At 68.5% G+C, this 24,040-nt stretch carries 14 protein-coding genes; 5 read left to right on the top strand and 9 right to left on the bottom strand.

Translation table 11 applies throughout. The features are described 5' to 3' along the window. The 7 genes from KOR34_RS09990 to KOR34_RS10020 form a co-directional block, all read right to left on the bottom strand. Positions 1-825, bottom strand: coding sequence for a tyrosine-protein phosphatase (locus KOR34_RS09990; protein WP_146564443.1), 825 nt, complete (start codon positions 823-825; stop codon positions 1-3). A gap of 10 nt (positions 826-835) precedes the next feature. Beyond that, positions 836-3,070: a GumC family protein gene (locus KOR34_RS09995; RefSeq protein WP_197531296.1), complete on the bottom strand. Its 2,235-nt coding sequence runs from the start codon at positions 3,068-3,070 to the stop codon at positions 836-838. A gap of 434 nt (positions 3,071-3,504) precedes the next feature. Then, positions 3,505-4,161 (bottom strand): hypothetical protein, encoded by a 657-nt coding sequence (locus tag KOR34_RS10000; RefSeq protein WP_146564445.1) that lies wholly within the window; start codon positions 4,159-4,161, stop codon positions 3,505-3,507. A gap of 180 nt (positions 4,162-4,341) precedes the next feature. Continuing rightward, positions 4,342-4,665 carry a hypothetical protein gene (locus KOR34_RS10005; RefSeq protein ID WP_146564446.1) on the bottom strand — a complete coding sequence of 108 codons (324 nt, stop codon included), beginning with the start codon at positions 4,663-4,665 and terminating at the stop codon, positions 4,342-4,344. Between the two features lie 430 nt (positions 4,666-5,095). Next, entirely contained in the window at positions 5,096-6,667 is a 1,572-nt protein-coding gene (locus KOR34_RS10010; RefSeq protein ID WP_197531297.1) for a TIGR03790 family protein, read from the bottom strand. 137 nt (positions 6,668-6,804) lie between these two features. Beyond that, a complete protein-coding gene (locus tag KOR34_RS10015; RefSeq protein ID WP_146564448.1) occupies positions 6,805-8,622 on the bottom strand; it encodes a hypothetical protein in 1,818 nt (605 codons plus the stop codon). A gap of 125 nt (positions 8,623-8,747) precedes the next feature. Beyond that, positions 8,748-10,289, bottom strand: a complete 1,542-nt coding sequence (locus KOR34_RS10020) for a sigma 54-interacting transcriptional regulator (protein WP_146564449.1) — start codon at positions 10,287-10,289, stop codon at positions 8,748-8,750. A 249-nt stretch (positions 10,290-10,538) separates the two neighbouring features. Here KOR34_RS10020 and KOR34_RS10025 point away from each other — a divergent pair, with 249 nt between their 5' ends. The 3 genes from KOR34_RS10025 (at position 10,539) to KOR34_RS10035 (ending at position 15,919) form a co-directional block, all read left to right on the top strand. Beyond that, positions 10,539-13,439 (top strand): hypothetical protein, encoded by a 2,901-nt coding sequence (locus KOR34_RS10025; RefSeq protein ID WP_146564450.1) that lies wholly within the window; start codon positions 10,539-10,541, stop codon positions 13,437-13,439. Positions 13,440-13,752: 313 nt separating this feature from the next. Then, on the top strand, positions 13,753-14,346 hold the full coding sequence (locus tag KOR34_RS10030; RefSeq protein WP_146564451.1) for a RedB protein: 594 nt from the start codon (positions 13,753-13,755) through the stop codon (positions 14,344-14,346). Positions 14,347-14,401: 55 nt separating this feature from the next. Beyond that, positions 14,402-15,919, top strand: coding sequence for a methyl-accepting chemotaxis protein (locus tag KOR34_RS10035; RefSeq protein WP_146564452.1), 1,518 nt, complete (start codon positions 14,402-14,404; stop codon positions 15,917-15,919). Between the two features lie 12 nt (positions 15,920-15,931). On the opposite strand, the gene KOR34_RS10040 is transcribed toward KOR34_RS10035, so the two are convergent. Further along, positions 15,932-17,965: a DUF4139 domain-containing protein gene (locus KOR34_RS10040; RefSeq protein ID WP_146564453.1), complete on the bottom strand. Its 2,034-nt coding sequence runs from the start codon at positions 17,963-17,965 to the stop codon at positions 15,932-15,934. A gap of 209 nt (positions 17,966-18,174) precedes the next feature. On the opposite strand from KOR34_RS10040, the gene KOR34_RS10045 reads away from it, so the two are divergent. Then, positions 18,175-18,951, top strand: coding sequence for a hypothetical protein (locus tag KOR34_RS10045; protein WP_146564454.1), 777 nt, complete (start codon positions 18,175-18,177; stop codon positions 18,949-18,951). A 317-nt stretch (positions 18,952-19,268) separates the two neighbouring features. Here KOR34_RS10045 and KOR34_RS10050 read toward each other — a convergent pair whose 3' ends face one another. Continuing rightward, positions 19,269-20,402, bottom strand: a complete 1,134-nt coding sequence (locus tag KOR34_RS10050; protein ID WP_197531298.1) for an SGNH/GDSL hydrolase family protein — start codon at positions 20,400-20,402, stop codon at positions 19,269-19,271. Between the two features lie 273 nt (positions 20,403-20,675). Here KOR34_RS10050 and KOR34_RS10055 point away from each other — a divergent pair, with 273 nt between their 5' ends. Further along, on the top strand, positions 20,676-23,750 hold the full coding sequence (locus KOR34_RS10055; RefSeq protein ID WP_146564456.1) for a rhamnogalacturonan lyase family protein: 3,075 nt from the start codon (positions 20,676-20,678) through the stop codon (positions 23,748-23,750). Positions 23,751-24,040 lie beyond the last annotated feature (290 nt).

Genomic DNA, 24,040 nt, shown 5'->3' on the forward strand with positions numbered 1-24,040 from the left:
CTAGGACCCGTCCTCTCTGATCTGTCCGGCGGTGACCCAGTCGCCAACAAGCATGTGGTGGGGGTTCTCGTGCACCATCCGCTGCACCGCCCACTCGGGCGCCTGCTCACGGAGCGCGGTGATCGCGGCGTTCATGCGGGGCGGGCGGCGCTGGTCGTCGTGGGCGTCGGTCGCCACCACGTGGCACAGCCCCCAGCCCACCAGCTCCCAGGCCGCGTTGTAGGCGCCCTCGCCGAAGTCACCCACCAGGCTCCCGGCGGTGACCTGGATCAACGCCCCCTGGTCGACCCACCGCTCGACGGTGCTCAGGTTGCGGCGTAGGTAGCGGTGTCGTTCGGGGTGGGTCATCACGGTCTGCACGCCCCGCTCGGCGAGCGGAAGGAAGAGAGGAGATGGGTCGAGGAACTGCTCGTGCGGCAGCTCGAGCAGCAGGTGCCGGCCCTGGTCCGCCACCGTCAGCAGCTCGCCTGCGTCGAGCAGATCGAGCAGCCGCTCGTCGATCCGCACGTCGGCGCCGGGCCGCAGCTCGATTGGGATGCCCCTGCAGGCCGCCTCGTACGCTACCTCGTCGATAAGCTCACGCACCCGCCCGGCCGGGTTGCGGCGGTCGTAGGGGCCGAGCTGGTGCGGCGTCGCAACAATCGTGGTGAAGCCGTCGCGCGCCAGTGCGGACAACAGCCTCATCGAGTCTTCGAGCGAGTCGGGACCGTCGTCCAGCCCGGGCAGGCAGTGGCAGTGCACGTCAACGATCCGGCGGCAGTCGGAGTCCGCCAGCCTCGTCCGCTGTTCGGGCAGCCACTGTGGCAGCGCGTCGTTGGGGTCCATGCCGAGCGGATCAGGTCTGCTCGACCACCGTTGCGCTCTCCGCCGGCGCCGGTCGGGACTTGATCAGCCGCTTCTTGCGGCTGCTGAGGGTGGCGTCTTCTTCGTGCCCGTAGGCGATCTCGCCGTAGGCCCCGTACCCGCCGTAGGCGTAGCCGTAGCCGTACGAGCTGCCGCGCGACTGCGGCACCGCGTTGACCACCACGCCCAGCCGCTGCGTGCGGACACGCCACAGTTCGTTGCGGGCGGCCAGGCTGAGGCTGCGGGTGGACTTCTCCGCCCGGAGCACCAGCAGCACGGCGTCGCTCATGGCGGCGATCACCCGCGAGTCGGCCACCGGCATCACGGGCGGCGAGTCGATGATGATGCGGTCGTAGCGCGCCTTGAGCCGCTCGAGCACCTCGATCAGGTAGTCGTTGTTGAGCAGCTCCAGCGGGTTGCTGGGCGAGGGGCCGGCCGGGAGGAAGTCGAGCGATCCCAACGCGTTGGGGATGATGAAGTCCTCTACCGGGCGCCGCTCCCGCAGCATAGTCGACAGGCCCTGCTTCGAGTCGACGCCGAAGATCGAGTGCTGGGTTGGCTTACGCATGTCGGCGTCGATCAGCAGCACACGGCGGTCGGCCTGGTCGGTGGCGATCGCCAGGTTGCTGGCGATCACGGACTTGCCGTCGCCGGGCGAGGGGCTGGTCACGACCAGCACCTTGCAGTCGTCGCCGGCTAGGCCGAAGTGGACCGCGGTGCGGAGCGTGCGGAACGCCTCGGCGGAGGTTGAGCGGGGCTGGAGGTGCACCAGCTTGCCCAGCTCCTCGCGTCCCAGGCGGCCCATCTGACGCTTCATGGCGCCGAACACCTGCAGCTGCAGCACCTCCTGGATCTCGTCCACCGACTTGAGGCGGTGGTCGAGCATGTCACGGAGCCAGGCGATGCCGAAGCCGCACAGCGCGCCGAGCATCACGCCGGCGCCCAGGAACTTCGGCCGGCTGGGGTAGCTCGGGTCGGGCGCGACCGAGGCGGTCTCGATGATGCTCACGTTGACCGGGGCCTGCGTGGTCAGGTCGAGCTCCTTGATCCGCTGCTCGACCACATCGGCCTGCGACACGGCCCGCTCGTAGGCCTCCTGCAGCGACATCAGCTTCAGCGAGTTGGCGCTGGACTCCTTGGCCTCCTCGAACTGCTCCTGGTAGCGGCTGCGCAGCTCGTTCAGCTTGTTGGTCTGGAACTCGTAGCGTTCCTTGATGTCAAAGGCGTAGGCCTTGAGCGCCATCTCTTTGCTCTTGGCGATGTCCGCTTCTTTCTGGACGATGCGCTGCTCGGCCTGGTCAAGCGAACGCTGGATCGACTTGACGGTTGGGTACTCGTCGCCCCACTTGCTCTGCTCGGTCATCAAAGCGAGCTCCAGGTCCTGCGCCTGGTTGCGGAGCCGCTCGAGGTCGCGGTCGAGGTCGGACTTGCTGCCGAACGCGTCCAGCGCGGTGTCGAGCAGCATGGGACGCAGCGAGGGCGACGCCGCCATCTGCTTCACGCGCTCGTACTCCGCCTTGGCGGTGAGCTGCTCCAACTCGGTCTGGTTCAGCTCGTTCATCAGTCTGCTGAACCGGTCGCTCGCCACGTCCTGGTTGTCGACCTGCACCGACAGCTCCGGGTTGGCCTCGCGGAAGGCGGTCAGGTCCTGACGGGCCTCGGCCAGGGCCGCGTCGCGACGCTCCTGCTCGCTGCGCAGGATCTTGAGCACCTCGACGGTGTCGTTCCGGCGCTTCTCGGCGTACTGGGTGATGTAGGCGTCGACGATGGCGTTCACCAGCTGGGCGGCCTCGAACCGGTTGGGCAGCTCCAGTCCGACGTTGATGATCTCGTCGTCCTGGCCGACTCCGACCGACAACGCCTCGTACAGCATCGCGACGCGGTTCTCGACGCCGCGGAAGGTTTCCATGCTCGCCGCCTCGGGGCTCTCCGCGACGGCCGCCAGCACTCCGGTCGAGCGGATCAGCTCCGCCTGTGTGAACAGGTACGAGTTGGATCGCCCCACCTGGTACTCGGCGCCGAGCAGGTTCGGGAGCGAACGCTCGACGTAGATCCGCGATTGGCTGAGGAACAGCGGGGTGACCCGCTGCAGGTAAACCCACGACGCCGTGCCGCCGATCAGCACCCCCAGCAGGATCAGCCACCGGCCGCGCCACGCGAGCGCCAACAGGTCGGTGGACTGCGGGGCCTGGGAGCTCGGGCCGGGGCCGAATTGGTCGTTCGGCACGGGGTCAAACTGTCCCTGCTGCGAACTCACGAGAGAAGTCATAGAGGCGGCTGCGGAAGGTGTGGGGCAGGAGGTGCGTCGGCGGGGTCGTGGCGGCCGTTGTCCGGAGCGCCCGATCTATCCTTTGTAACCAGCTGCGGCGTAGCGCACAAACGGTCTGCACGCAGTTCTGGGCGATATTTTCGCCTTCGTCAGGCGTTGGATGGAACAGCCCTCCCAATCGGAATCTGGCGAGCATGCACTGCCGCCTGTGGCGGTTGGATTAACCGCACCCTCAGCCGCCATCGCGATGCGTAGCGTTGCGGATATCCATGCGACCAACCGCTGCGGTGATCACCGCGAAGAAGGGCTGGGTTGGCCTGTTAACCGGTACAAAAAAAGCCGCCTCAGCGGAGGGCTGAGGCGGCCTTGGTCGTTCGAGTTGCGGACCCTTGTTAGGCGTCTTTGCGGGCCGGACGCCGGCGGGCGACCACCATCCCTACACCGCCGGCAACCAGGCTGCCGAACAGGAACGCGGTCGGTTCGGGCACGGCGGCAATGTTGAGCACGCTGAACGAGCCCGTGATGCTCCGCACGCGGAACGCGCTGCCCGCACCTTCGTTCGGAGCGGCGATCGCGAAGAAGCTCTGCGGCGGGGCGCCGCTCATGCTCACCACGTCCGATGCGGTCGTGATGGTGTGGAAGTTATCGCCGGTGCTGCCGAAGCTGAAGTCGTTGCTCAGCGCGCCAGTCCCAGTGGAAACATCGAGGTCGATCTGTGAGAACCCGTCGAAGAACACGTCGCCCCCGACGATGTTCGACACCGTCATGGTGAAGTAGAGGGCCTCGCCGTTCGACACCGCGTTGGGGCCGTTACCCACGATCCCCAGGCCCGCGATCGCGCCGCCGGGTTTCTGGTCGATCGAGTTCGATCCCAGCACGGTCAGCGTCGCGTCGAACGAGACGCCGCCAGAGCTGTGCGATTCGGTCTTCGTGTAGGAAGCGCCCGATACGGTCCCACCGGATGTCAGCGAGAACGGCACCAGGTCGGCGTGGGCGACCTGGGCAGCAAGCAGCGGCGCCGCGACGAAGCCAAGCAGGAACTTATTCATTACAGAGTGGTCTTATCGAGGTAGGCGGTTCTGGAAACCGAATGCCTGGGCTGGAGGGCCCGCGCGGAAGGCATACAGAGTGACTTCATATTCGCTTGGCGGGTTGGACGACGCAAGACAAGAAAGGCAGGATTCTGCGAAAATCCGGCCTATTCAGCACTGCCAGCGTCGTCCGGAAGGCTACGAGAGCGGCTCCGCCGACGCTGTTGCGGACGACCGTGCGGGTCTCTGGCGGGTGGCTGCCATCCCGACGCAGCCGGCGACGAGGGCGCCGAACAGGAACGCGGTTGGCTCGGGGATGGCGGCGAGGGTGATGTCCTGTAAGCCAACGCTGCCAGTCGTGGCTTTCATGGTGAACGCCTGGTTCGCGGCGAGCACCATCGGCATCGAGGACAGATCATACTCCTGGTCGCCGATAAGGTCATTCACGTCGATGGACGTGCCGTAGAAGTCGAATGAGTCGCTCCCAGAAAAGCCAACGAAGTCCAGACGCGAGATACTCACCGCGCGATTGAATGAAAGTGTGAGTGATTCTAGCAGTGAGGAATCGAATTGATCGGAATCGTCCTCTGCTCGATCTAAGCTCTCGACCCCAAAGCTAGAGTTATTCCCGTTCACACGTGACGCACCTTCGACGACTGAGATGCTCTCGATAGTGACAGTTAGTCCACTGCCATCAGGCACCAAAAAAGTACCGCTAGACTCTAGGTCCATTAACTCCCCCAAGGTGCCTGAGTCGTCACCTGTCGGATTCCGGAAGTCGACAACCAAGATTGCACTTGCGGGCGTAGCCAATCCGGCAAGTACCAGAGCGAAGGCCGCAGTGGCGCAGGCGAGTGTAGATTTCATTGCGAGTGGTAGACCAGTCTCTATTCGGTAGATCAGCTCAATTGCTCTCGATACGGCCGCAGCACGAACGAAAGCGTGCGAGTGATTACCTCGGAGGTTGCGCCTGATACAACGGGTCCCCCACCAGCACCATCATCCAGCTGTTGAACGGCTTCGTCCGGTAGTAGACCTCGACCAGCGTCAGGTCGCTCTTGGTCAACAGGGCGAAGAACTCGTTCGGGCGGGGGAAGGCGACCAGGTAGGGTTCGTAGACAGGACCCACCGTAGCGCAGACGCCATCCTCAAGCAAGCTCTTGCACCACGTTTTCGCATTCTCTTCATGCAGAGTGCGGGCCTCCGCGGACGCGAGGTGGTACGCGACTGCGCCCTTCCGCCAATCGAACGCGTCGACGTACTTCCCCAGGCTGTACCAGCCGCAGTACAGCGCAGCGTCGGGGCAGTCGCCGGGGCCGAACAGCTCTGGCGCTTCGTTCAGCACGACCTCGAATCTCGGCTCGCCCGCTTCGTTGGTGACGGTCTTCATCCCCTCGGCGGTGACCAGCAGCGCGCGGTCGTAGTCCGGGTAGCTGCCGGTCTCTAGCGGCGGCCCTTCCCGTTCGGCCAGGCCCCGCGCGTCGAAGTACGCCTTGCCCTGCAGGCCGCCCGCCTTCTCAACGGCGATCGCGTCGTCGATCAGCCGCTTGGCGGTCTTCAGGTCGGGGCCGTCGAGCCGGGCGACCATCATCGTGGGGAAGGTCTCGCGGAGCTGCGACCCGTCGAACGTCGTGCGGAGGTAGTTGGGCTGCCAGCGCAGCAGCTGGTAGTCTTCGGGCCAGTAGATCAGGCTCAGCTCGCTGTCCAGCGACGAGCCCGTTTCGTTTTTCTCCGCTGTGCTGATCGCCTCGTCGAGCCACTTGACCGCGCCCAGCAGGCCGGTGTTCTGCTGCACGACCGTCAGGGCCAGCTCGTCGCGTTCGTAGCTCGGGGCCCGCTGGTCGAGCAGCGTCTTGATCTCGGCGAAGCCGGACGCCCTGCCCCGCAGCAGGTTGAACTGCTGTACCGCCTGCAGCGGCGGCGTCTGATCTCCCTGCGCCAGCTGCTGTAGCTGTTGGCCCATGCTCTGCAACAGCACACCGGCGCCGGCGGTCAGCGCGGCGAGCTGCTGCAGCTTCGTCTTGTCGGCGACGCCCGCCTCGCCCGTCTGGCCGGCCAGCCGCGCCTGGGCCGCCTGGAGCGACGCCTCGAGCCGCTGCTCGAGCTGCTTCAGCGAGTCGCCGCCGCCCATCCCCTCGAGCAGCGCGGAGGCGCCGCCGTCCTGCGACGGGTCGGCGCCGAGCTTGTCGAGCTCGGCGGCGACCTCGTTCAGCTTCTCGATGCGTCCGGCGCGCTCGCCTTGCAGGTGCGCCAGGTACCGCGCGGCCGCCTCGTCCGGCTTGGCGGGCTTGACCTTCAGCGGCACGCCCCAGGTCGTAACCAGGCAGCGGATCTTGCGATCCGGGTCGTTCTCCTTGAGCCACTTCTGGATCTCAGGCCGCACGGCCCACCGCCAGTGCTCACGCTCCATCGCCTCGGTCGAGGGGACGTCGACCTCACAGAGGTTGGCGGCCGGCACCCCACGCTCGCGGCAGTAGTACTTGGCCAGTCCCTCGGACTCCCGGTTCCCCCGGGCGACGATCACGGCGACCTCGTCGGGTTGAAGTGCCGCATTCGCCTGGAGTGGGAACGCGGCCGAAGCGGCGACGACAAGGAGGGTTAAGAGGCTGGCTCGGCTAAGAGGGCGCATGGCGGAGTGGAGTGCGGAGGAGGAAGGAGTGGTTACTTGGCGCCGTGCAGGCGGTGGATATCGGCAAGCTGCGTCTCGCCGACCGCCTCGTAGGCGGTCGCAAGGCCGGCGTGCACGCCCGGAGAGTCCGGCATCGCGTTCAGCGAGTGCTCAAGGTCGTCGAGCGCTTCGCGCCAACGCTTGAGGTGCAGGTAGGCCTGCCCGCGGGTCTCGCGGAAGCGGGGGTTGTTGGGCTCGGCCGCCAGGGCGTGGTTGACCGCCACCAGCGCCTCGGCGTACTCGGGGCGGGGCTCCTGGGACAAGGCCCAGGCCAGGTTGTTCCACACCACCGGCGGGGCGTCGCCCGCGTCGGTGAGCTGGCGGAACGCCTTGCGGGCCTGGGTGATCTCGCCGGCCGACGCGGCGATGGTGCCGGCGGCGTGGATCAGCTCGGCGCCCGCATCGGGGGCGGCCAGCAGCTCGTTCCACGCCTCGCGGTGCGCGTCGGACCGCCGCCGCTGAGCGACGATCGACTGCAGCGCCGAGGCGACCGCCTCGGGCGGGGCGCCCAGACGCTGAGCGCGGACCACCCGCTCAGCGAGCCGCCGGCCGTTGAACGAGTCGGACCCCAGCGTGCGCTGGGCAAGCCGCATACTGACCACGCTAAGCTGCTGGCGCGCCTGCGGGTCATCGGGCTCGATAGCGACCAGATCCAGCAGAGCCTGCTCGGCGTGCTGGTCTTCCCCAGCAACGGCCGCGGCCAGCGCCCGGGAGCGATGGTCGTCCGCGGAGGGCTCGGCCGGTTGGTGCTCATCGAACAGCCGGAGCACCAGCCGCGCCTGCTCGGTCGCGTCCCGCTGCCGGCCAGACTTGGCCAGGATGCGTAGCCGCATCGCCGCGGCCGGGAATGACGCCGAACCGTACGATCCGATTGCCTCGAGCGCCTGGTCTGGGTGACCCTGCTCAACCAGGATGTACGCCCGCGTGAGGGCGAGGGCCTCGCTCTGGCCGGTCGCGGCGGAGACCTGATTCAGCCGCTCGAGCGCCAGTTCCAGCCGCCGATTGGGGTCGGCGAGCTCCGGTTCCTCGGCCTTGGTGAGTTCGTTGGCGAGCAGCTTCTGAACGATCCAGTATTGGGCGGGCATGAACCCGGGCGCGTCGGCGGGCGCCAGGCCCTTCATCTTCTGGTAGGCGCCGGCCATGTCGCCCTGCTCTTCCAGCCGGGCGGCGGCGATGTAGTCGCTGCGGTTCGTGCTGACGCCAAGCTGCTCGAGCTTGCGGCGCATCAGGTCGGCGACCTCGTAGTCGCCCTGCTCGTCGGCATCGCGGACCGCTTCGCGGTACCGCTCGGCGATTGTGCCGTGGCCCTGCACCTTGCCGGCTATCGCCACGTACGCGAATGGCAGCAGCATCAGCAGCGCCGGGGTCGCCAGCGCAAGGTCGCGCGCACTGCGGGTGGCGCCCCAGGCGTGCACGAACGAGAAGACCGCCCGCACCGGCGTGGTCAGCCAGTACATGAAATCGGCGACCCGCTGCAGCACACCGTCCATGTGCACCAGTTCGGCGGCGCGCATCAGCCCGGCGAAGACGCCCCAGGCGATCAGCGCCGGAAGATGGATCAAGAACCCCAGTAGTCGGTCGATCCTCAGCAGGCGTGCGGTCGCGGTGATCGGCCAGAACACGATCTGCACCAGCCGCGCCACGCCTGACTCGAGCGACTCAAAGCTGTCGAACACGCCGAGCAGCGAATCAAAGAACGTGCCGAACGCGTGGTCCCACTTCTCGGCGACCCACTCGCGCACGTCGACCACGCGGGCGCCGGCCTCGCGCAGCCCGTCGAGCACGCGGAGATGAATGGGGGGGCGGTCCATGCGGTGGGACTAAGGAGGGGGGAGTCGGAGGGACTCCCGTCAGTATGAGCTAGCGGTGCAACGATGGCCACAACCCGTAGGCCAGACGTGGGGATGTGCTGGTGTTGCCGGCTGTGACGGCGCGGTCAGTCGCCCGCGCCGGCCCGAAGCTCTGCTAGCAGGTCCTGGTCGATCTTGCTCCGCACGGTGCGGCGGTCGAGGCCGAGCCGTTTGGCGGTTTGCTCGTAGTTGTCGAGACGCGCGTAGACCGCAGTGCAGTAGCGGCGGAGCAGCTCGTCGGCGGTCAGCTCGCCGGCGTCGGCGCCGGCCAGCCACCCCGGCAGCTCGGGCCTGCGCGTCTGGTGGTTGGGGCGTGGGGCATACTCCCGCCGGACAAGCACGTTGCGGACGCACTGCTCCAGCTCGCGGATGTTGCCCGGCCACGGGTAGTCGGGCGGCAGGTGGTCCGCGATCCACTGCTGCACCTCCGCGGCGAGCTGCTCCGCCTCGGGGCCGGCGACCCGCTCGGAGATCAGCGTCACGAGGCTGGCCAGCGCCTCGGGCCGGTCGTTCACCTGCTCGCGGAGCGACGGCGTCTCGATGCGGTCCGAGCACAGGCGGTAGTACAGGTCCTGCCGGAACCTGCCGGCGTGCATCTCCGCCGCCAGGTCGCGGTTGGTCGCGGCGATCACCTTGCCGACGAAGGTCCGCTCGGCCGACTCGCCCAGCCGGCAGAAGGTGCGGTTCTGCAGCACGCGGAGCAGCTTGACCTGCACGGCCGGGTCGAGCTCGCCGATCTCATCGAGGAATACGGCGCCGTGCGGCGGGCAGCCCTCCAGCCAGCCCGAACGCTCGCCGGCGGCGCCGGTGAACGCGCCGCGGCAGTGGCCGAACAGCTCCGACTCGATCAGCGTCGGCGATAAGGCCGACAGGTTGAGCGCCACAAACCCTTGGTCCGGCTTGCCACGCAGGCTGCGTGTCTTGGGGTCGAAGGCGACAAACTGCGACTGCGCGATCGCCCGTGCGACCAGCTCCTTGCCGGTCCCCGAAGGCCCGGTGACCAGCGTCGACAGGTCGGCCATGCGGTCGTAAAGCACGCGGCGGTAGCGGCGCATGTCGTGCGTGAAGATCGACTGCCACACCATCGCGCGCAGCCGCGCCGCCGGCATCGACCCGCCCAGGATGCAGTCGAAGATGCCGCGGAACGCCCGCCGCACCTGCAGCAGGCACGCGAACAGGTGCTCGGGAGTCGACTCGGGCGCCGGCAGGCCGGGCACGCGGTGGAAGTGCTGGTACTCCTTGCTGAACGATTCCCAGGCCGACGCCACCGCCGACTTGTGACCGCCGACACCGGCGGGCGAGAGCGTGGCGATCCAGCGGTAGTACAGCGCGTAGATCACCAGGTCCTCGTACAGCCGCAGCTCGTCGGAAGTAGCCGACCGGCCGTCCGCCAGGCGGCCGCGGAGCGCGGTGGAGAGCTCGTCGGCGCGCTTTGTCAGCCGCGCAACATTCGGCCGCTCGGTGTGCTCGGGAGCGGTGCGGCTCCAGGCGACATGCTCCTCGACCTCGTACTGGTCGCCCAGCGCCGCCTGCTCGAGCTCGAGCCGCTCGGGAGTAAACGGGTTGCAGTACGCCAGGCGGGCGAGGGGTTCCAGGAACTGGCGTTCATCGGCGGACAGGAAGGGCATGGCGAGGAGGGTCGGGGTGTCATTGAATGTCTGCCTGCATTCATCCGTTGTACACGCGGGGTGCGGTCACCTGAAGAGCTAAGTTTTCGGCTTCGGCCGTAAGTATCACGGTATCAGGCGTTTGCAGCTGGGCTGGCCGGTTGGCGCCGGCATTGCTTTGCACGCGAGTGCCCACGCTGCTCGCGCGGAAAGTTGCCGGAGCAGGCGGCGGGCGGCCCAACTCCATTTCATTGCTTGAGGGGAACCATCATGAGTGCGAACGCCGCCGACCTGCTGTCGGCAATCGACGCCGCGGAAGAGAGATTTGCAGCCTGGCGTGAGGACGGGCTGCTGGACGAACAGCAACTGCAGCTGGTCCGCGAGGATTACGACGCCTGGCGTCAGAGGCTCGACCCAACGACCGACTACAGCGAGCTGCTGTCGATCGAAGGCCCCGCCACGAACCGCGGCCCAGAGGTTGTCGCCCAGCTTCAGGTGCTCTCGTTCCTCAAACGGGAGATCCGCCGCCAGCACGGGGCGAAGCGGATCTCGCCGGGCGCCGCCGGGCTGATGGTGGGGGATGTGGAGCGGAGGATCACAGCGGCCCGCGCTGGGCGTCCGTACGAGCCGCCTCCGCCGTCCACGCCGCAGGCGCCGAAGGAGGCGCCCGTCAAACGGGGCTGGGCCGAGATGCTGCTCGACCCACGCAGCCTGTACGCGCTGATGAGCTGCGGCGGCGGCCTGCTGGTGATCGGCCTGGTGGTTTGGCTGTGGTCGGTCGGCGTGTTCGAGAACAAGCTGGTGGTGGCCTCGCTGCTGGGCGGCGCGAACCTGGCCGCCCTGGCCGCTGGCGCCGCGGTCGTGCTGCGCACGCCCTACCAAACCGCGGGCCGGGCGGTGACGCTGCTGGCCTGCCTGGTGATGCCGCTCAACCTCTGGTTCTACGACGCGCAGGGCCTGATCACGCTGAAGGACGGGGGCCACCTGTGGGCGCCCGCTTTGGCCATCTGCGCGCTGTACGCCGGCATCGCCAGGCTGCTGAAGGACCCGGCGTTCGTGTACGCGCTGGTGGGCGGCGTGACGATGACCGGCCTGCTGTTCCTAGCGGACCAGCGGGTCGACCGCCTGTGGGAGATCATCTCGCCGTCGGCGCTGCTGGTGGTGATCGGCGTGGCGTGCGTGCACGCCGAGCGGCTTTTCGCCCCCGGCGACGGGCCCTTTAGCCGCCAGCGCTTCGGCCTGGCGTTCTTCCAGTCCGGGCACGTGGTGATGGCGGTTGGGCTGGCGGTGCTGCTGGTGGGTCGGCTCGTCGGCCGGCTCTACGACCCGGTGTTCGCCGAGCTCGGCCTGTTCGAGGCGCCCGACGTGGCGGCGGTGGCGAAGGTCAAGCTGATGGCGTTGGGGCTGGCGCTGGTCGGCGCCTACACCTACTTCTACTCGCTGTTCAACCATCAGGGCGGCGCCCGCTACGCGTACTCGGGGATCGTGGCGTTGCTGTGGTGCGAGGTGATCGCATTGGACCTGGTCGCCCAGCCGCTCACCGAGCAGCTGCTGGTGGTGGTGCTGGCGTCGACCGCTTTGGCGGCCAACGCCGCGACCGGCGCCGCGCTGCGGCTGCGTCGCGCCGACGCTGACCCCGACGCCGAGCCGAACGCCGGCGCCGCGGTGGACCAGATCGGCGCCGCGACCGGCGTGATGGCCAACCTGTTCTCGCTGGCCGCGCTGCTGCTGGGCGCCGCGCAGTTTGTGCGGGGCGTGTTCCAGCCGGGCGTGCTGCCGGCGTTCGAGATCGACGCCTGGTACGTCGGCGCAATGCTGGCCGTGGCGGGCACGTCGACCGCCACCTGGGTGATGCAGTTCAAACGGGGCCGTCACGCCGGCGCGTCCTTCGCGCTCGAGACGGCGGCCGTCGCCGCGGTGCTGGCTGGCGCCGGCGGGCTGATGCTGGCGGGCGTCGGGACCATGGCTACGATGCTGGCCCTGCTGGCGGCGGCGCCGGTGGCGGTGCACCTTGCCGCCGGCCGAGCAACCGACGCCTACGCGCGGTCCGCGTGGCGGCAGGCGGCGCAGGTGGCCGGCGCGACGCTGCTGGTTCTGGCCTCAGCGGTCGTGCTGGGTCTGCTGCCGGCGGGCGCCGCGGCCGGGTCGCGACTGATGATCGGATTGTTCTTCGCGGAAACCGCCGGGCTGTTCGCGCTCGCCTCGATGGCCCGCGACGACCGGCGACGCGGCAACGCAGTTGCGCCTGCAATCGCGGCGGTGTCGGCGTGGGCCGCGGCCTGGCAGTGGCTGCTGGTAGCGGGTCTGGTGACCTACGCGCCGATGCTGGCCGGCAGCGTGATGGGGCTGGTCTGCCTGGCGGGCGGGCGGCTGCTGAGCGCCGCGCCGGCCGACGGCAAGCCCTCTTCGCACTCGGGCCTCGAGCTTATCGGCTACCTGCTGACCGGCCTGGGCGGCGTGGCGGGGGTGCTGCTCACGTTCAACCGCCTCGCCGCCGGCGAGACCGTGTGGGAGCTGGCCGGGCTGATGGTTGGCCAGTCCGCCGTGGCGGTGCTCGCCGGGGCGATGGCCCGCACGTCGGCGCCGCGTCGGGCGTTGTTCACGCTGGCGGGCTGCCACGCGTTGTTCGGCGTGCTGGTGGTCAACTCGCTCTCGCTGCTGACGTTCGGCCAGCGGGTCGAGCTGCTGCTGGCCGCCTGCGGCGGGCTGCTGCTGGTGGCGGGCCACCTCGGCTGGCGCCGCGAGACCGACAGCCCCAGCGGCGCGGTGACGTTCAACCTGTTCGCGGGGAGCGTGCTCGCCGCGGGGCCGCTGGTGTTTGGGCTGATTTCCAACCGGTTTGACGCCGAGCACGCGCACTGGGCGTGGGTGATGATCCACGAGATCGGCGTGCTGGGGGTCGGCCTCGGGCTGCTGGGCGCCGGCGTGTTGTGCCGCGTCCGCTCGACCACACTGGTCGGCGCCGCGTCGCTCGCCGCGTACCTGGTGAGCCTGGTGATGCTGATCGACGTGCCGGACCGGCTGCAGAGCGTCGCGGTGTACATGATGGTTGGCGGGGCGTCGTTCTTCACGGCGGCCGTGCTGCTGAGCGTCTACCGCGACCGGTTGCTTAGCATGCCCGAGCGGATCCGCAACGGCGATGGGGTGTTCCGCGTGCTCACCTGGCGGTGACGCGCGGCGCCTGTTGAGATGAGTTGGGTGGCGCCCCGTCTGCCGGCGGTCCGAGTTTCCCCGGACCCCGGCGGGCGGGCGCCTTTTCTGCTGCGCTTCGCGCGGGCTGGACCGGCTGTTCCGCCGCCCGACTCAGGCAACCGGCGGTTTGCGGCAGGCTGCAGCTTTCTGCCGAGCAGAAACCACCACGGCGATGTGGGTGACCTAATTTTGTCTAGGCCCCGCCAGAGAGTGCGGGCCAGGACCCCGGACGGCGTGTCGCCAGCAGTAAACCGGGGCGAGAAAGAAGACTCCTCGGTCGAGAATAGGTCGCGTGAAGCAGCGTGCCGCGAGAAAACGAAACGAAGTGCTGATCGTCGGCGCCTGGGCCTCCCTCGTGCTGATTGGGTTCGGGTACCTCCACACCTACGGCGCCCGGGCGGGGGAGCTCGCCGACGGACCGCAGACCTGGCGCGATGGCACGCTTGAGGGGGCCGCGGGCCGGGCGCGTGTGTTGCTGTTTGCGCACCCCCGCTGCTCGTGCACGCGGGCGAGCATCGCCGAGCTGACCCACGTGGTCGAGGCCCACGCGCTGCGCGCCACGGTCGTGTTCTGGCAGCCCGAGGGGGCGGACGCCGAGTGGCGGGCGAGCCCAACCGTCGACATGGTCCAGCAGCACCCGCTGCTCGACGCCGCGTGGGACCCCGGCGGAAAGGTCTGCCGGAGCTTCGACGCAGCGACCTCGGGCCAGTGCCTGGTATACGACGCAAACGGCCGCCTGCGCTTCTCGGGCGGCATCACGGCCGGACGGGGCCACGAGGGCGCCAACGAGGGCCGGCAGACCGTCGATCGGCTGCTCTCGGAGTCCGGTGACCCGCCGACCGGTGTGCACACCTTTCCTGTCTTCGGATGCCGCTTGGAGGGCTAGGGACCCGCGGTAGTGCGCCGCAACTACAACGACTTGCTGGCAGAGCTAAAGAGATATGAACGACCTCGAGCAGAGCCTCTACGACCAACAACTCAACGGCTGCCGTCGCGACGCCGACCGGCTGTTCTCCTGGCTGATGGTGCTGCAGTACGCGGGCCTGATCGCCACGGCGTTCTACTACTCGTCGCACGCGTGGCAGGGCGCGCAGTCCTGGGTGCACACGCACGTGTGGACCGCGTTGATCCTGGGCGGTCTGATCACGCTGGGGCCCGCGACGCTCGGCTTCCTACGCCCCGGCCAGCGGCTGACGCGGTACGTGTTCGCCGCCAGCCAGCTGATGGTCTCGGCGCTGCTGATCCACCTGATGGGCGGCCGCAGCGAGGCCCACTTCCACGTGTTTGTCTCGCTGGCGTTCCTGGCCGCTTACCGCGACCCCTGGACTATTCTGATCGCCACCTTGGTGGCGGCCGTGGACCACGTCGGCCGCGGGTTGCTGATGCCGTTCTCGATCTTCGGGATCGGCTCGCCGTCGCTGTGGCTGGCGATCGAGCACGCCTGCTGGGTGGTCTTCGAGGACGCCGTGCTGCTGCTGGTCACCGCCCAGAACCTGCGCGTCATGCGGGACGGCGCCGTCGCGTCGGCGCGGATGCAGCAGACCACCGACGCCCTGCACAACGACGTGGCCCAGCTCCGCGCCCGGCTCAACCGGGGCGCGGCCGGCGACCTGACCACCGCCGCCGGCGACGACCAGGAGATCGTCCAGCTCTGCGACCTCCGCGACGCGGTCGACTCGATGTTCGGCGAGCTCCGCGGGCTGATCTCCGACATCACCGTCGAGGCGGGCGTCGTGCGCAGCGAGACCGCCGAGGCGGGCGCCGAGTCGCAACGGGTCTCGAGCCGCATGGACGGCCAGCGGGCCGCGGTCGAGATGATCCGAGACACCACCCGCGGCCTGCTGCAGAGCATCGAGCAGGTCCGCGCCAACACCCAGCAGCTCGTCCGGTCGGCGGTCGAGTCGGGCGAGGTCGCCGCGGCCGGAGAGGCGACCGTGCGGGCCTCCAACGAGTCGATGGCGCAGCTCGAGGCCGAGGCCGCGCGGATCCAGGTCGGCCTGGCCGAGATAGTCGAGAACGCCGACCAGACCAGCCTGCTGGCGCTCAACGCCACCATCGAGGCGGCCCGCGCCGGCGACGCCGGCAAGGGCTTCGCCGTAGTGGCGGAGGAGGTCAAGCTGCTGGCCCAGCGCTGCAACCAGTCGGCCGCCACCATCGGCGGCATGCTCGAGGCCTCGTCCCGCGCGGTGGCCGACAGCGTGTCGCACAGCCGCGCCGTGGCCGAGCAGCTCGCCCGCATCATCGAAGGGATCCAGAGCCTGCACGGGCAGATCGAGCAGGTCTCGACTCTGGCGGAGCAGCAGAACCAGATGGCCGGCGAGGTGTCCGCCGCCACGGAGAGCGTCGCCCAGGCGTCCGAGGAGTCGTCCGAGGGGAGCCGCCTGATCTCCGCGCGGTGCGAGAGCCTGCAGCAGACCTCCGAGCGGCTGGAGAGCAAGGTCAGCCGGTTCACGCTGTAGCGGCGGGGCCGCTCAGTTCGGCTGCTGCTTCAACTCGTTGATCCGCGATTGCTGCTCGCGGGAGGTGGTTTGCAGCCGCTCGATCTCGGTCTCCTGGGCGCCCAGCTTCTCCTCGTACCGGCGGTAGAGCTGGCTGGTCTTGTCGAGCGTCTGCATGTTCTTGCGGATGCGGTTGTGCTCCAAAGCGATGTTGGTCAGACGGCCGGTGGTGGCCGCCAACGCGGCCTGGGCCGCGGCGAGCTCGCGCCGACGCTGGGCAAACTCGCGTAGCGTTTGCTTGACTTCGTGACCTACCGCGTCGTCGGCCAACAGGGTTGCAAGCAGCCGATCGTTGATCGACGACAACGCCACCGAGTGCTCGCTGACGCTCCGTTCACCGACCCGCAGGGTGTCGGTCTCGCCCGCGGGGACCGACAGCTCGAAGCGTCGCCAGTCGCGGGTGGTCTCCGCCGCCTTGGCCGGCATGGTCACCTCCCACAGCGGGTCGACGGGGTGCTCGATCAGCACGGTCCGCGGCTTGTCGGCGGCGTTCTTCACCGCGTAGACGTGGTCGCGGGCCGTGCGGTGCTTCAGCACGATCGCCCCGCCCACGATGCGGGCGTCGACCAACGTTTGGACCGCGTCGAGCTGGCGGGTGGTCACCTCGCACTCCTGGTCAACCGCGTAGCTTAGCAGCCGCTGCTCGCCGGCAGGCACGTCGCCCAGCCGCGCGTCGCCCGCGTACTCGCCGCCGTCGAACACCGTGATCGGACCGGCCGCCAGGTGCAGGTCGGTCGAGTTGGTCAGCCGCAGCCCGCGGAGCGGGTGCACGCTGTGCACGGCGGCGTTGTAGATCGATAGCCGCTCCCCCTGGACCTGGCTGTTGACGATCGGCAGCATCGTCGAGTGCTCCGGATCGAGGGTGACCGGCGTCGCGATCTGGTAGCGGAACAACTCTCCAACCTCGCCGCCGACAGCGGCGGTCTGCTGGGAGGACTGCATGCCGCGTGACAGGTCCCGTTCCTCGGGCAGGTTGACCCCGGCGCTGCCCCCGAAGGCGCCGCCCCCGCCACCAAACCCGCCGCCACCGAATCCTCCGCCGCCCCGCTGTCTCGCCGGCATGTCGAGCTGACGGGCGTCAAAGGGGTCGGCGTCGGCGTCGGCGAACGGGTCGGAGTCGAACGCGCCCTGGTGCACGCGCGGGACGAGCCCGGCGAACTGCTCGGCCTTGACCATAGGGCGACGGACGTAGAGCGGCTCGTACAAGTCCATCTGGAAAGAGATCGGCCGCCCGCTGACCAGCGCCAGGTCGACGCCTTCCCACTTGGCGTTGCTGGTGTTCTCCACCATCGCCCAGCCCTGCAGCAGCGGCTTGTCGTCGTCGTCCAGCACCAGGCGGTAGCTGGTTTTCCAGACGGGGAACTCCTGGATCAAACCAACCCGCACGCGACGCTCGCCCTCGCCGCGGAAGTCGATGGTCACCTGCTTGGTCTCCGAGCTGCTGCGCATCGCGAGCAGCTCGAGCGCGCGCTGGAAGTCGGCGTTGAGCTGCTCGTCCGCCAGCCGCAGCCCCGGCAGACCCTCGACGGCATAGGTCCGCAAAACGCCCTTGACGCTCAGCAGCAGGACGTCCTGCTCAAGCGGCTCGTCGCCGCCGGGCACGCGGCGACGCTCGACGCTGACGATGCGTCCGCGGGTCTGCTTCTCGTCGGCGAGCTGGATGATGTGGCCACGCAGCTGACGCAGCAGGTCCGCCAGCCCCGCGTTTGCGCGGAGGTCGACGCTCAGCGCCTCGAGCGAGCGGGCGATCGGCTCGCGGTTGTCGTACGTGACGGCCGACGCGTGGCCGCCGTCCAGGTCCAGCAGCACCAGGCTCTTGAGCACGTCGTTGATGTCGCGGGCGTCGAACGACAGCGTCATGGTCTGGTCGCCGGTGACGGTCCCTGCGTACTCGAAGAACGCCACGCCCGAGTTGAACGCCACAACCCGCTTCATCGGCAGCTCCACGGACGGGGCCGGCGCGGCCGCCAGCCAGGCGGCGGCTGCGCAGAGCAGCGGGAGACACACAGTACGAGGGCGGGTGCGGGTCAAGGCGGTCGCTCCGGAGCGGGAGGTCGGTGGGAAAAGCGTCGACGCGTGGGGTATTCTACCGGAACCGGTCGGACTATTGCGTCGCGGCAATAGTTTGTTCGCCACGCGGCGAACCGACCACACGCCCTAGCCGCCTCACTGCAGCACTGCCCACCCTCTTTCTCCTACCTTGTAGCCGGCGCAACATGAAACCTTACGCTAACCTGCTGACCGCAATGGCGCTAGCACTGATGGGAACGCCGCCGACCTCGCTCTGGGCAGAGGCGCCGACCCCCGCGGCCTCCGATGTCGACTGGAGCGGGCTGCACCAGTTGCTGGCCGAACGGGTCACGGTGGAAGTCAACGACACGCCGCTCGAGCATGTGGCGGCGTCGCTGTCGCGCCAGCTCGGCGTACGTGTGATGATCGACGAGACGGCCCTCGACGACCTCGGCATCGGGGCCGACGAGCCGCTCACCACGTCGATGCGTGAGGTGACCCTGCGGGCGTTCCTGGAGGAGGGGCTCGCCCAGCTTGAGCTCTCGTGGTGCTTCCGCAACGAGCTGCTCGTAATCACCACCGAGGAAGAGGCCGAGACCAAACTCGTGACACGGGTCTATCCGATCGGCGACTTCCTGGCGGTGGAGCGTTCGCTGCGAGCTGGTCGGTACGGAGGTCCCGTCGACGGTTTGCTCGACACGATCGTATCGACGATCGCTGCGGAGACCTGGGCCGAGAACGGCGGCGGCGAGGCGGAGGTGCGTCCGTTGCTGGCCGCCCAAGCGTTGGTCATTAGCCAGACGCAGCAGGTGCACCTGGAGATCGAGCAGCTGCTGCACGACCTGCGTGCCGTGGGACGCCGGCAGGGCCTGAGCCTGTACGCCCCGAGCGGCGACTCGGCCGAGGCGCCCCGGCAGGTCGCACGCCGCACCTACCTGGCGCCGTCCGCCCCGGCGGCCATGGCGCGGGTGTACGAAGAGTGATGCAGGGGCTGCCACCGGTGGGGCGCCAGCTCCGGCTGCCTAGCGGATTAGGCACGCTCACGTTCCAGTGATTTCGTTGCTGAAACCGGCCACCCGGTGTGGTCGAATGGTGGTTGGTGGTTGGTGGTTGGTGGGGCTCCGACTTTTGTCCTTATTGACGCGCAAGGGTGGACAAAAGTCGGATCTGCTGGGAGCAGCAGATGACAGGAAATACTGCTATGCAAGGGCGAAACGCATGTCGGCGCCTGTCGTGGGGCCCGACTTTTGTCCCTAAGGATCGATAGCGCCAAAAGGGACAAAATTCTTCTAGTGGGCGCTCAGATTAGGCGCCGCACGGTGGCCAGCAGGGCGCACGCTGCCGCGAGTGCGGCGGCGGTGGGCTCGGGCGCGGCGGCGGTCGCCGGCGCGGCGCCCAGGGCGTCGCGCCACAGGGTGTAGTCGGCGGCGTCGACCCGGCCGTTGAAGTCGCCGTCGGCGTACAGGTCGGTGGTCGACCCGTACGACGCGCGCCACACCTCGTAGTCCGCGGCGGTGACCTGTCCATCTCGGTTGTAGTCGCCGGTCGGCAGCACCGCGCTCACCGCGGCGTACCCCAGCAGGCGGTGCACGGCGGCGGTCGGGTGCAGGCCGTCCCAGAAAAGGTACGTGTCCGGGTCGTCGACGACCCGCGAAAGGTCGTAGCCGCTGTCGCCCGGCGACAGGCCGGGCGCCGCCTGATCGGTGACGTTCACCAACCCGCGTGTCGCGGCGTTGGCGATGAGATCGTTGAGCAGCCCGGCCAGGTCGAGCCGGAAGAGCGCAGCGCCGGAGTGGGACGCCTCGAACGCGTCGTAGGTGGCGGCCAGCTCGGCGTTGTAGTCGATCGACCGCTGGTTCCACTCGGCGGCCTCGTCCTGGTGGGCGGGGGTCAGGCCGAGCCACGGCAGGTTGAGCACCAGAAAGTTCTGCACGCCCGCCGCCGCCAGGTCGGCCAACGCGGCGCCCACGTGGGCCGCGGGCACACTGACATTGGTCTGCTCGCCGAGGTGGAAGTTGTTGGCGCCGATCAGCACCGTGGCCAGCGAGGTCGCGGTCGGGGTGCGGGCGCCGAGGAAGGTCTCGATCTGGTCGTCGAGGTCGTCGACAAAGAGGTTCTGCCCCAGCGGCGACCCCGAGGTGTACGCGCCGCCGTACGCAAAGTTGTTGCCGCCGAACGTGTCGGAGGTCAGGGGGCCTAGGCCCAGCCCCTCGGCGAGCCACTCGGTGAACACCGGCCCGTTGGAGAAACGCCCCTGCCAGTAGGCGTCGCCCGGCGTGTCTGGCGCCAGCCACGCCCAGGGCCCGTCGGTGGTGTAGTAGCTGGTGTTGCCGGTGTCGGAGAGACTGTCGCCGAACACGAACAGCTCGCTGTACGGCCCGGCGGCCGCGGATGTGGCGAGGAGCAGCAGCGTGGCGAGCGATCGGCAGAGCATCGGCGGGGCGGCGGGGTGCGGGGCTCCGCCTCGAGCGATGAATGGGGCGGCGCCGCAATCTAACGATTGAGGTGGCTGCGGGCTACTTTGATTGCACGGGCGTGTGGCGTGGATAGGGTGCGGTTTATTCAGGGCGTGATTGCGGGTGTTCGACAACCACTTGCAGCCAACGAAGTTACCGGCAGAAGGGCGGCAGCTATCATGAAGGGCTAGCAGTTGTTTGTTGCAGCGGACCGCACGCTCCCGCCGCTCGTCTGTGAGTAGAGAACCGTCTTGATTAATCATCGCGCCCGGCGTCTGCGGATCGAACGGCTCGAAGAGCGCCGGGTCCTCAGCGTCACGACGCTCACGTCAAACGCCGACACCTACACGCGGGCGGGCGCCAATGCCGGGGCCGCGGAAGTGCTGGACGTGTTGGCCAACAGCTCCACTGGCGACTACGCGGCGTACGTCCGGTTCGACCTGTCGGGTCTCTCGCTCGACTCCCTGACCGCCGCGACGCTCAGGCTGTACAAGACCGGCGCCAGCCGCAACGACACCATCGTCACCGACCGGTTCGACGTGTACGGCCTCACCGCGCGGGCCGGCAACACGCCGCAGGATTGGAGCGAGGCGACGCTCGCCGAGGGGAACCCGGGCGGCGAGTACGCGGGCGGCGCACTGGACCTGACGCGGCTGTTCAACCTGGACCAGGAGAGCGGCGCGGGGGTGTTCGAGAGCGTCGTGAACGCCGACGGCGCCGCGCAGGAGGTCACCGGCCCGGACCTCGTGGCGTTCCTGCAGTCGCGCGCGGCGGATGGCGGTCTGGCGACCTTCGTCACCCACGTCGACACCGACGCGGTGCGCGGCTGGGGCTACACGTCACGCGAGGCGACGGACGAGGCGCTCCGACCCCAGCTGGTGCTCGAGTTTGAAGACGACCCCATCGACGACCCCTACCCGGAGGATCCGGTTGTCCTGCCGCGGCAGGCGGAGAAGCTGGACCGGGGGCTGGTGGCGTTGCGGCGTTCGTCCGGCGAGGTGTACCTCGGGTGGCGGCTGTTGGGGGACGACCCGGCCGACGTCGCGTTCAACGTGTACCGCGCCACGCGGGCCGGCGGCGTAAAGCTCAACGCGTTCCCGCTGACCCAAACGACCGACTTCGTAGACGCCTCGGCCAATCTTGCGACCTCCAACGCGTATTACGTCCGGCCGGTGGTGGATGGGGTCGAACTGCCCGCCAGCAAGACGTACCTCGTGCCCGCGAACGCCGAGATCGAGCAGCACTTGACGATCCCGCTGCAGATCCCCGACCCGGTCACCACTTCCGACGGGGTCACCCATTACTACACGGCGAACGACGCCAGCGTCGGCGACCTCGACGGTGACGGCGACTACGAGGTGATCGTCAAGTGGAACGGCGAGCCCGCCGACCTGTTTGAGCTGTCGGCCAACATGTACGTCGACGCGTACGACCTGGACGGCGCGCTCCTGTGGCGGATCGACGTGGGGCCCAACCTCAAGACCATCGCCAGCTCGCTGCAGTTTATCGTCTACGACTTCGACGGCGACGGCCGCGCCGAGGTCGCGATGAACACGTCCGACGGCACGGTCTCCGGGACGGGCGAGGTGCTCGGCGACCCCGACGCCGACTGGCGGAACCCGGACGGCTGGGTCACCACGGGCCCGGAGTTCCTCACGGTCTTCGACGGGCTCACGGGCGGCGTGCTCGCCACCACGCCGCTCCAGCCCGCCCGCGGCGACGTCACCGATTGGGGCGACAGCTACGGGCACCGGTCCACCACACACAAGTACACAGTCGCGTACCTCGACGGCCAGCGGCCCAGCCTGGTCACCGGCCGCGGCATCTACCACGGGCAGGCCGGACGGTCGAAGACCGAGTTGGTCGCGTGGGACTGGCGCAACAGTCAGCTCACCGACCGGTGGACCTTCACCGCGACCGAGGGGACCGGACGCGACACGAACCCGGAGTACGTCGGCCAGGGTAACCAGGCGGTCAGCGTAGCCGATGTGGACGGCGATGGTTTCGACGAGGTGGTGTGGGGCGCGATGGTCGTCGACCACGACGGGGCCGGGCTGTACAGCACCGGCCGCGGCCACGGCGACGCGCTGCACGTCGCGGACATGGACCCGGACAACCCCGGACTGGAGATCTTCGAGCCCCACGAGAACCCCGGCGAGTACGGCGACGCCGGCGGCGACTACCGCGACGCGATGACCGGCCAGCTGCTCTACGGCATCCCCGCCACGGGCGACGTTGGCCGCGGGGTGGCGTTCGACATCGACCCCAACTACCCCGGTTTCGAGTTCTGGGCTTCGATCAACGACTCGGTCAACGGCACGCCGACCATCTACAACGTGCAGCAGGGCGCCATCTACCCCGCGCCCGCCAACATCCAGTACAACTTTGCCGTCTGGTGGGACGCCGACCCGCTCCGCGAACTGCTCGACGGCACGACGATCTCCAAGTGGCGGTACGACTGGGCCAGCCCGGGCCGGCAAAACCTTGTCTCGTTCGCCAACTCGGGCATCAACAGCACCGCCGGGCTGTCGAGCAACAACGGCACCAAGGCGACCCCAGCCTTGTCCGCCGACATACTGGGCGACTGGCGCGAGGAGGTCATCTGGCGCCGCAGCGACAACTCGGCACTGGAGATCTGGTCCACCACGATCGCAGCGAGCATGCGGGTCCCGACGCTCATGCACGACTCGCAGTACCGGCAGCAGGTCGCGACCCAGAACATCTACTACAATCAGCCGCCGCACCCCAGCTACTTCTTGGGCGCGGGGATGGACACGCCGCCCACGCCGCCGTTGTTCTTCGGAGGAGAGCTCGAGGGCGACTACAACCACGACGGCGCGGTCGATGCGGCGGACTACACGGTGTGGAGGGACACGCTCGGCTCGACCGACGACCTCTCGGCGGACGGCGACCATAGCGGAGTAGTTGATCAGCCCGACCTGGCCCTCTGGCGGAGAAATTACGGCGCGACCGCGACGCAGGCCCCCGTGGCGGCGCCGGCCTTCCAACCGGCTGAAAGGAATCCGCGTGAGGCACCGCTGTCAGAGACTGCCGACGCCGCGTTCGCCCTGTTTTCCAGAGCCAACCAACCCGACGCCAGCGCCACACTCGACGGGCGGTCGGACCAACCTGCGGAGCGACCGCCCGCTCCGATACTTTCGGAGCCCCAGCAACTGCTGCTGCACAACCAACGCGAACTAATGAGTAGTAAAGACGAACCTCAAGTCGACGCGTCGGTCGTATTGCCCGGAGGCGACGACCCGTCGATGCAGAACCAGCAACGACCACTGCGTCGGCTCACGGTTGTCTGGCCACGCGTCTTGTGATGCTCAATAGTTCGACCTGCTTTGAGTCGTCTTGGGCGAGCCGGTTCTCAACTGCGGAGGGTCGCGTTTAGCCGCATGTGTGCGGTTAAAAGAGTGGGCCAATTTGCGGCGGAGCGCTCCTACGGCGAAGCTTCCGCTGATTGCGGTCAACCACCTTGGCCGAGCCCGCTTGCCGTCCGGAACGCTGCGGAGTTCCGCGCAACAGCCGTCCGCTGCGCGGTTGAGCGAAAACGGTACGCAAATGCGTTCAAGAGATTCTGGCGGAGCTGTTAACTTGAACCAACGTATGG

Origin of the sequence: Posidoniimonas corsicana (assembly GCF_007859765.1) — a bacterium.
GTDB classification, from domain to species: domain Bacteria; phylum Planctomycetota; class Planctomycetia; order Pirellulales; family Lacipirellulaceae; genus Posidoniimonas; species Posidoniimonas corsicana.

Coding starts and splice junctions, on each gene's coding strand:
- KOR34_RS10020 (WP_146564449.1), bottom strand. CDS start 10,289: ATGCCCTTCCTGTCCGCCGATGAACGCCAGTTCCTGGAACCCCTCGCC.
- KOR34_RS10045 (WP_146564454.1), top strand. CDS start 18,175: ATGAAACCTTACGCTAACCTGCTGACCGCAATGGCGCTAGCACTGATG.
- KOR34_RS10000 (WP_146564445.1), bottom strand. CDS start 4,161: ATGAATAAGTTCCTGCTTGGCTTCGTCGCGGCGCCGCTGCTTGCTGCC.
- KOR34_RS10025 (WP_146564450.1), top strand. CDS start 10,539: ATGAGTGCGAACGCCGCCGACCTGCTGTCGGCAATCGACGCCGCGGAA.
- KOR34_RS09990 (WP_146564443.1), bottom strand. CDS start 825: ATGGACCCCAACGACGCGCTGCCACAGTGGCTGCCCGAACAGCGGACG.
- KOR34_RS10035 (WP_146564452.1), top strand. CDS start 14,402: ATGAACGACCTCGAGCAGAGCCTCTACGACCAACAACTCAACGGCTGC.
- KOR34_RS10015 (WP_146564448.1), bottom strand. CDS start 8,622: ATGGACCGCCCCCCCATTCATCTCCGCGTGCTCGACGGGCTGCGCGAG.
- KOR34_RS10050 (WP_197531298.1), bottom strand. CDS start 20,402: ATGCTCTGCCGATCGCTCGCCACGCTGCTGCTCCTCGCCACATCCGCG.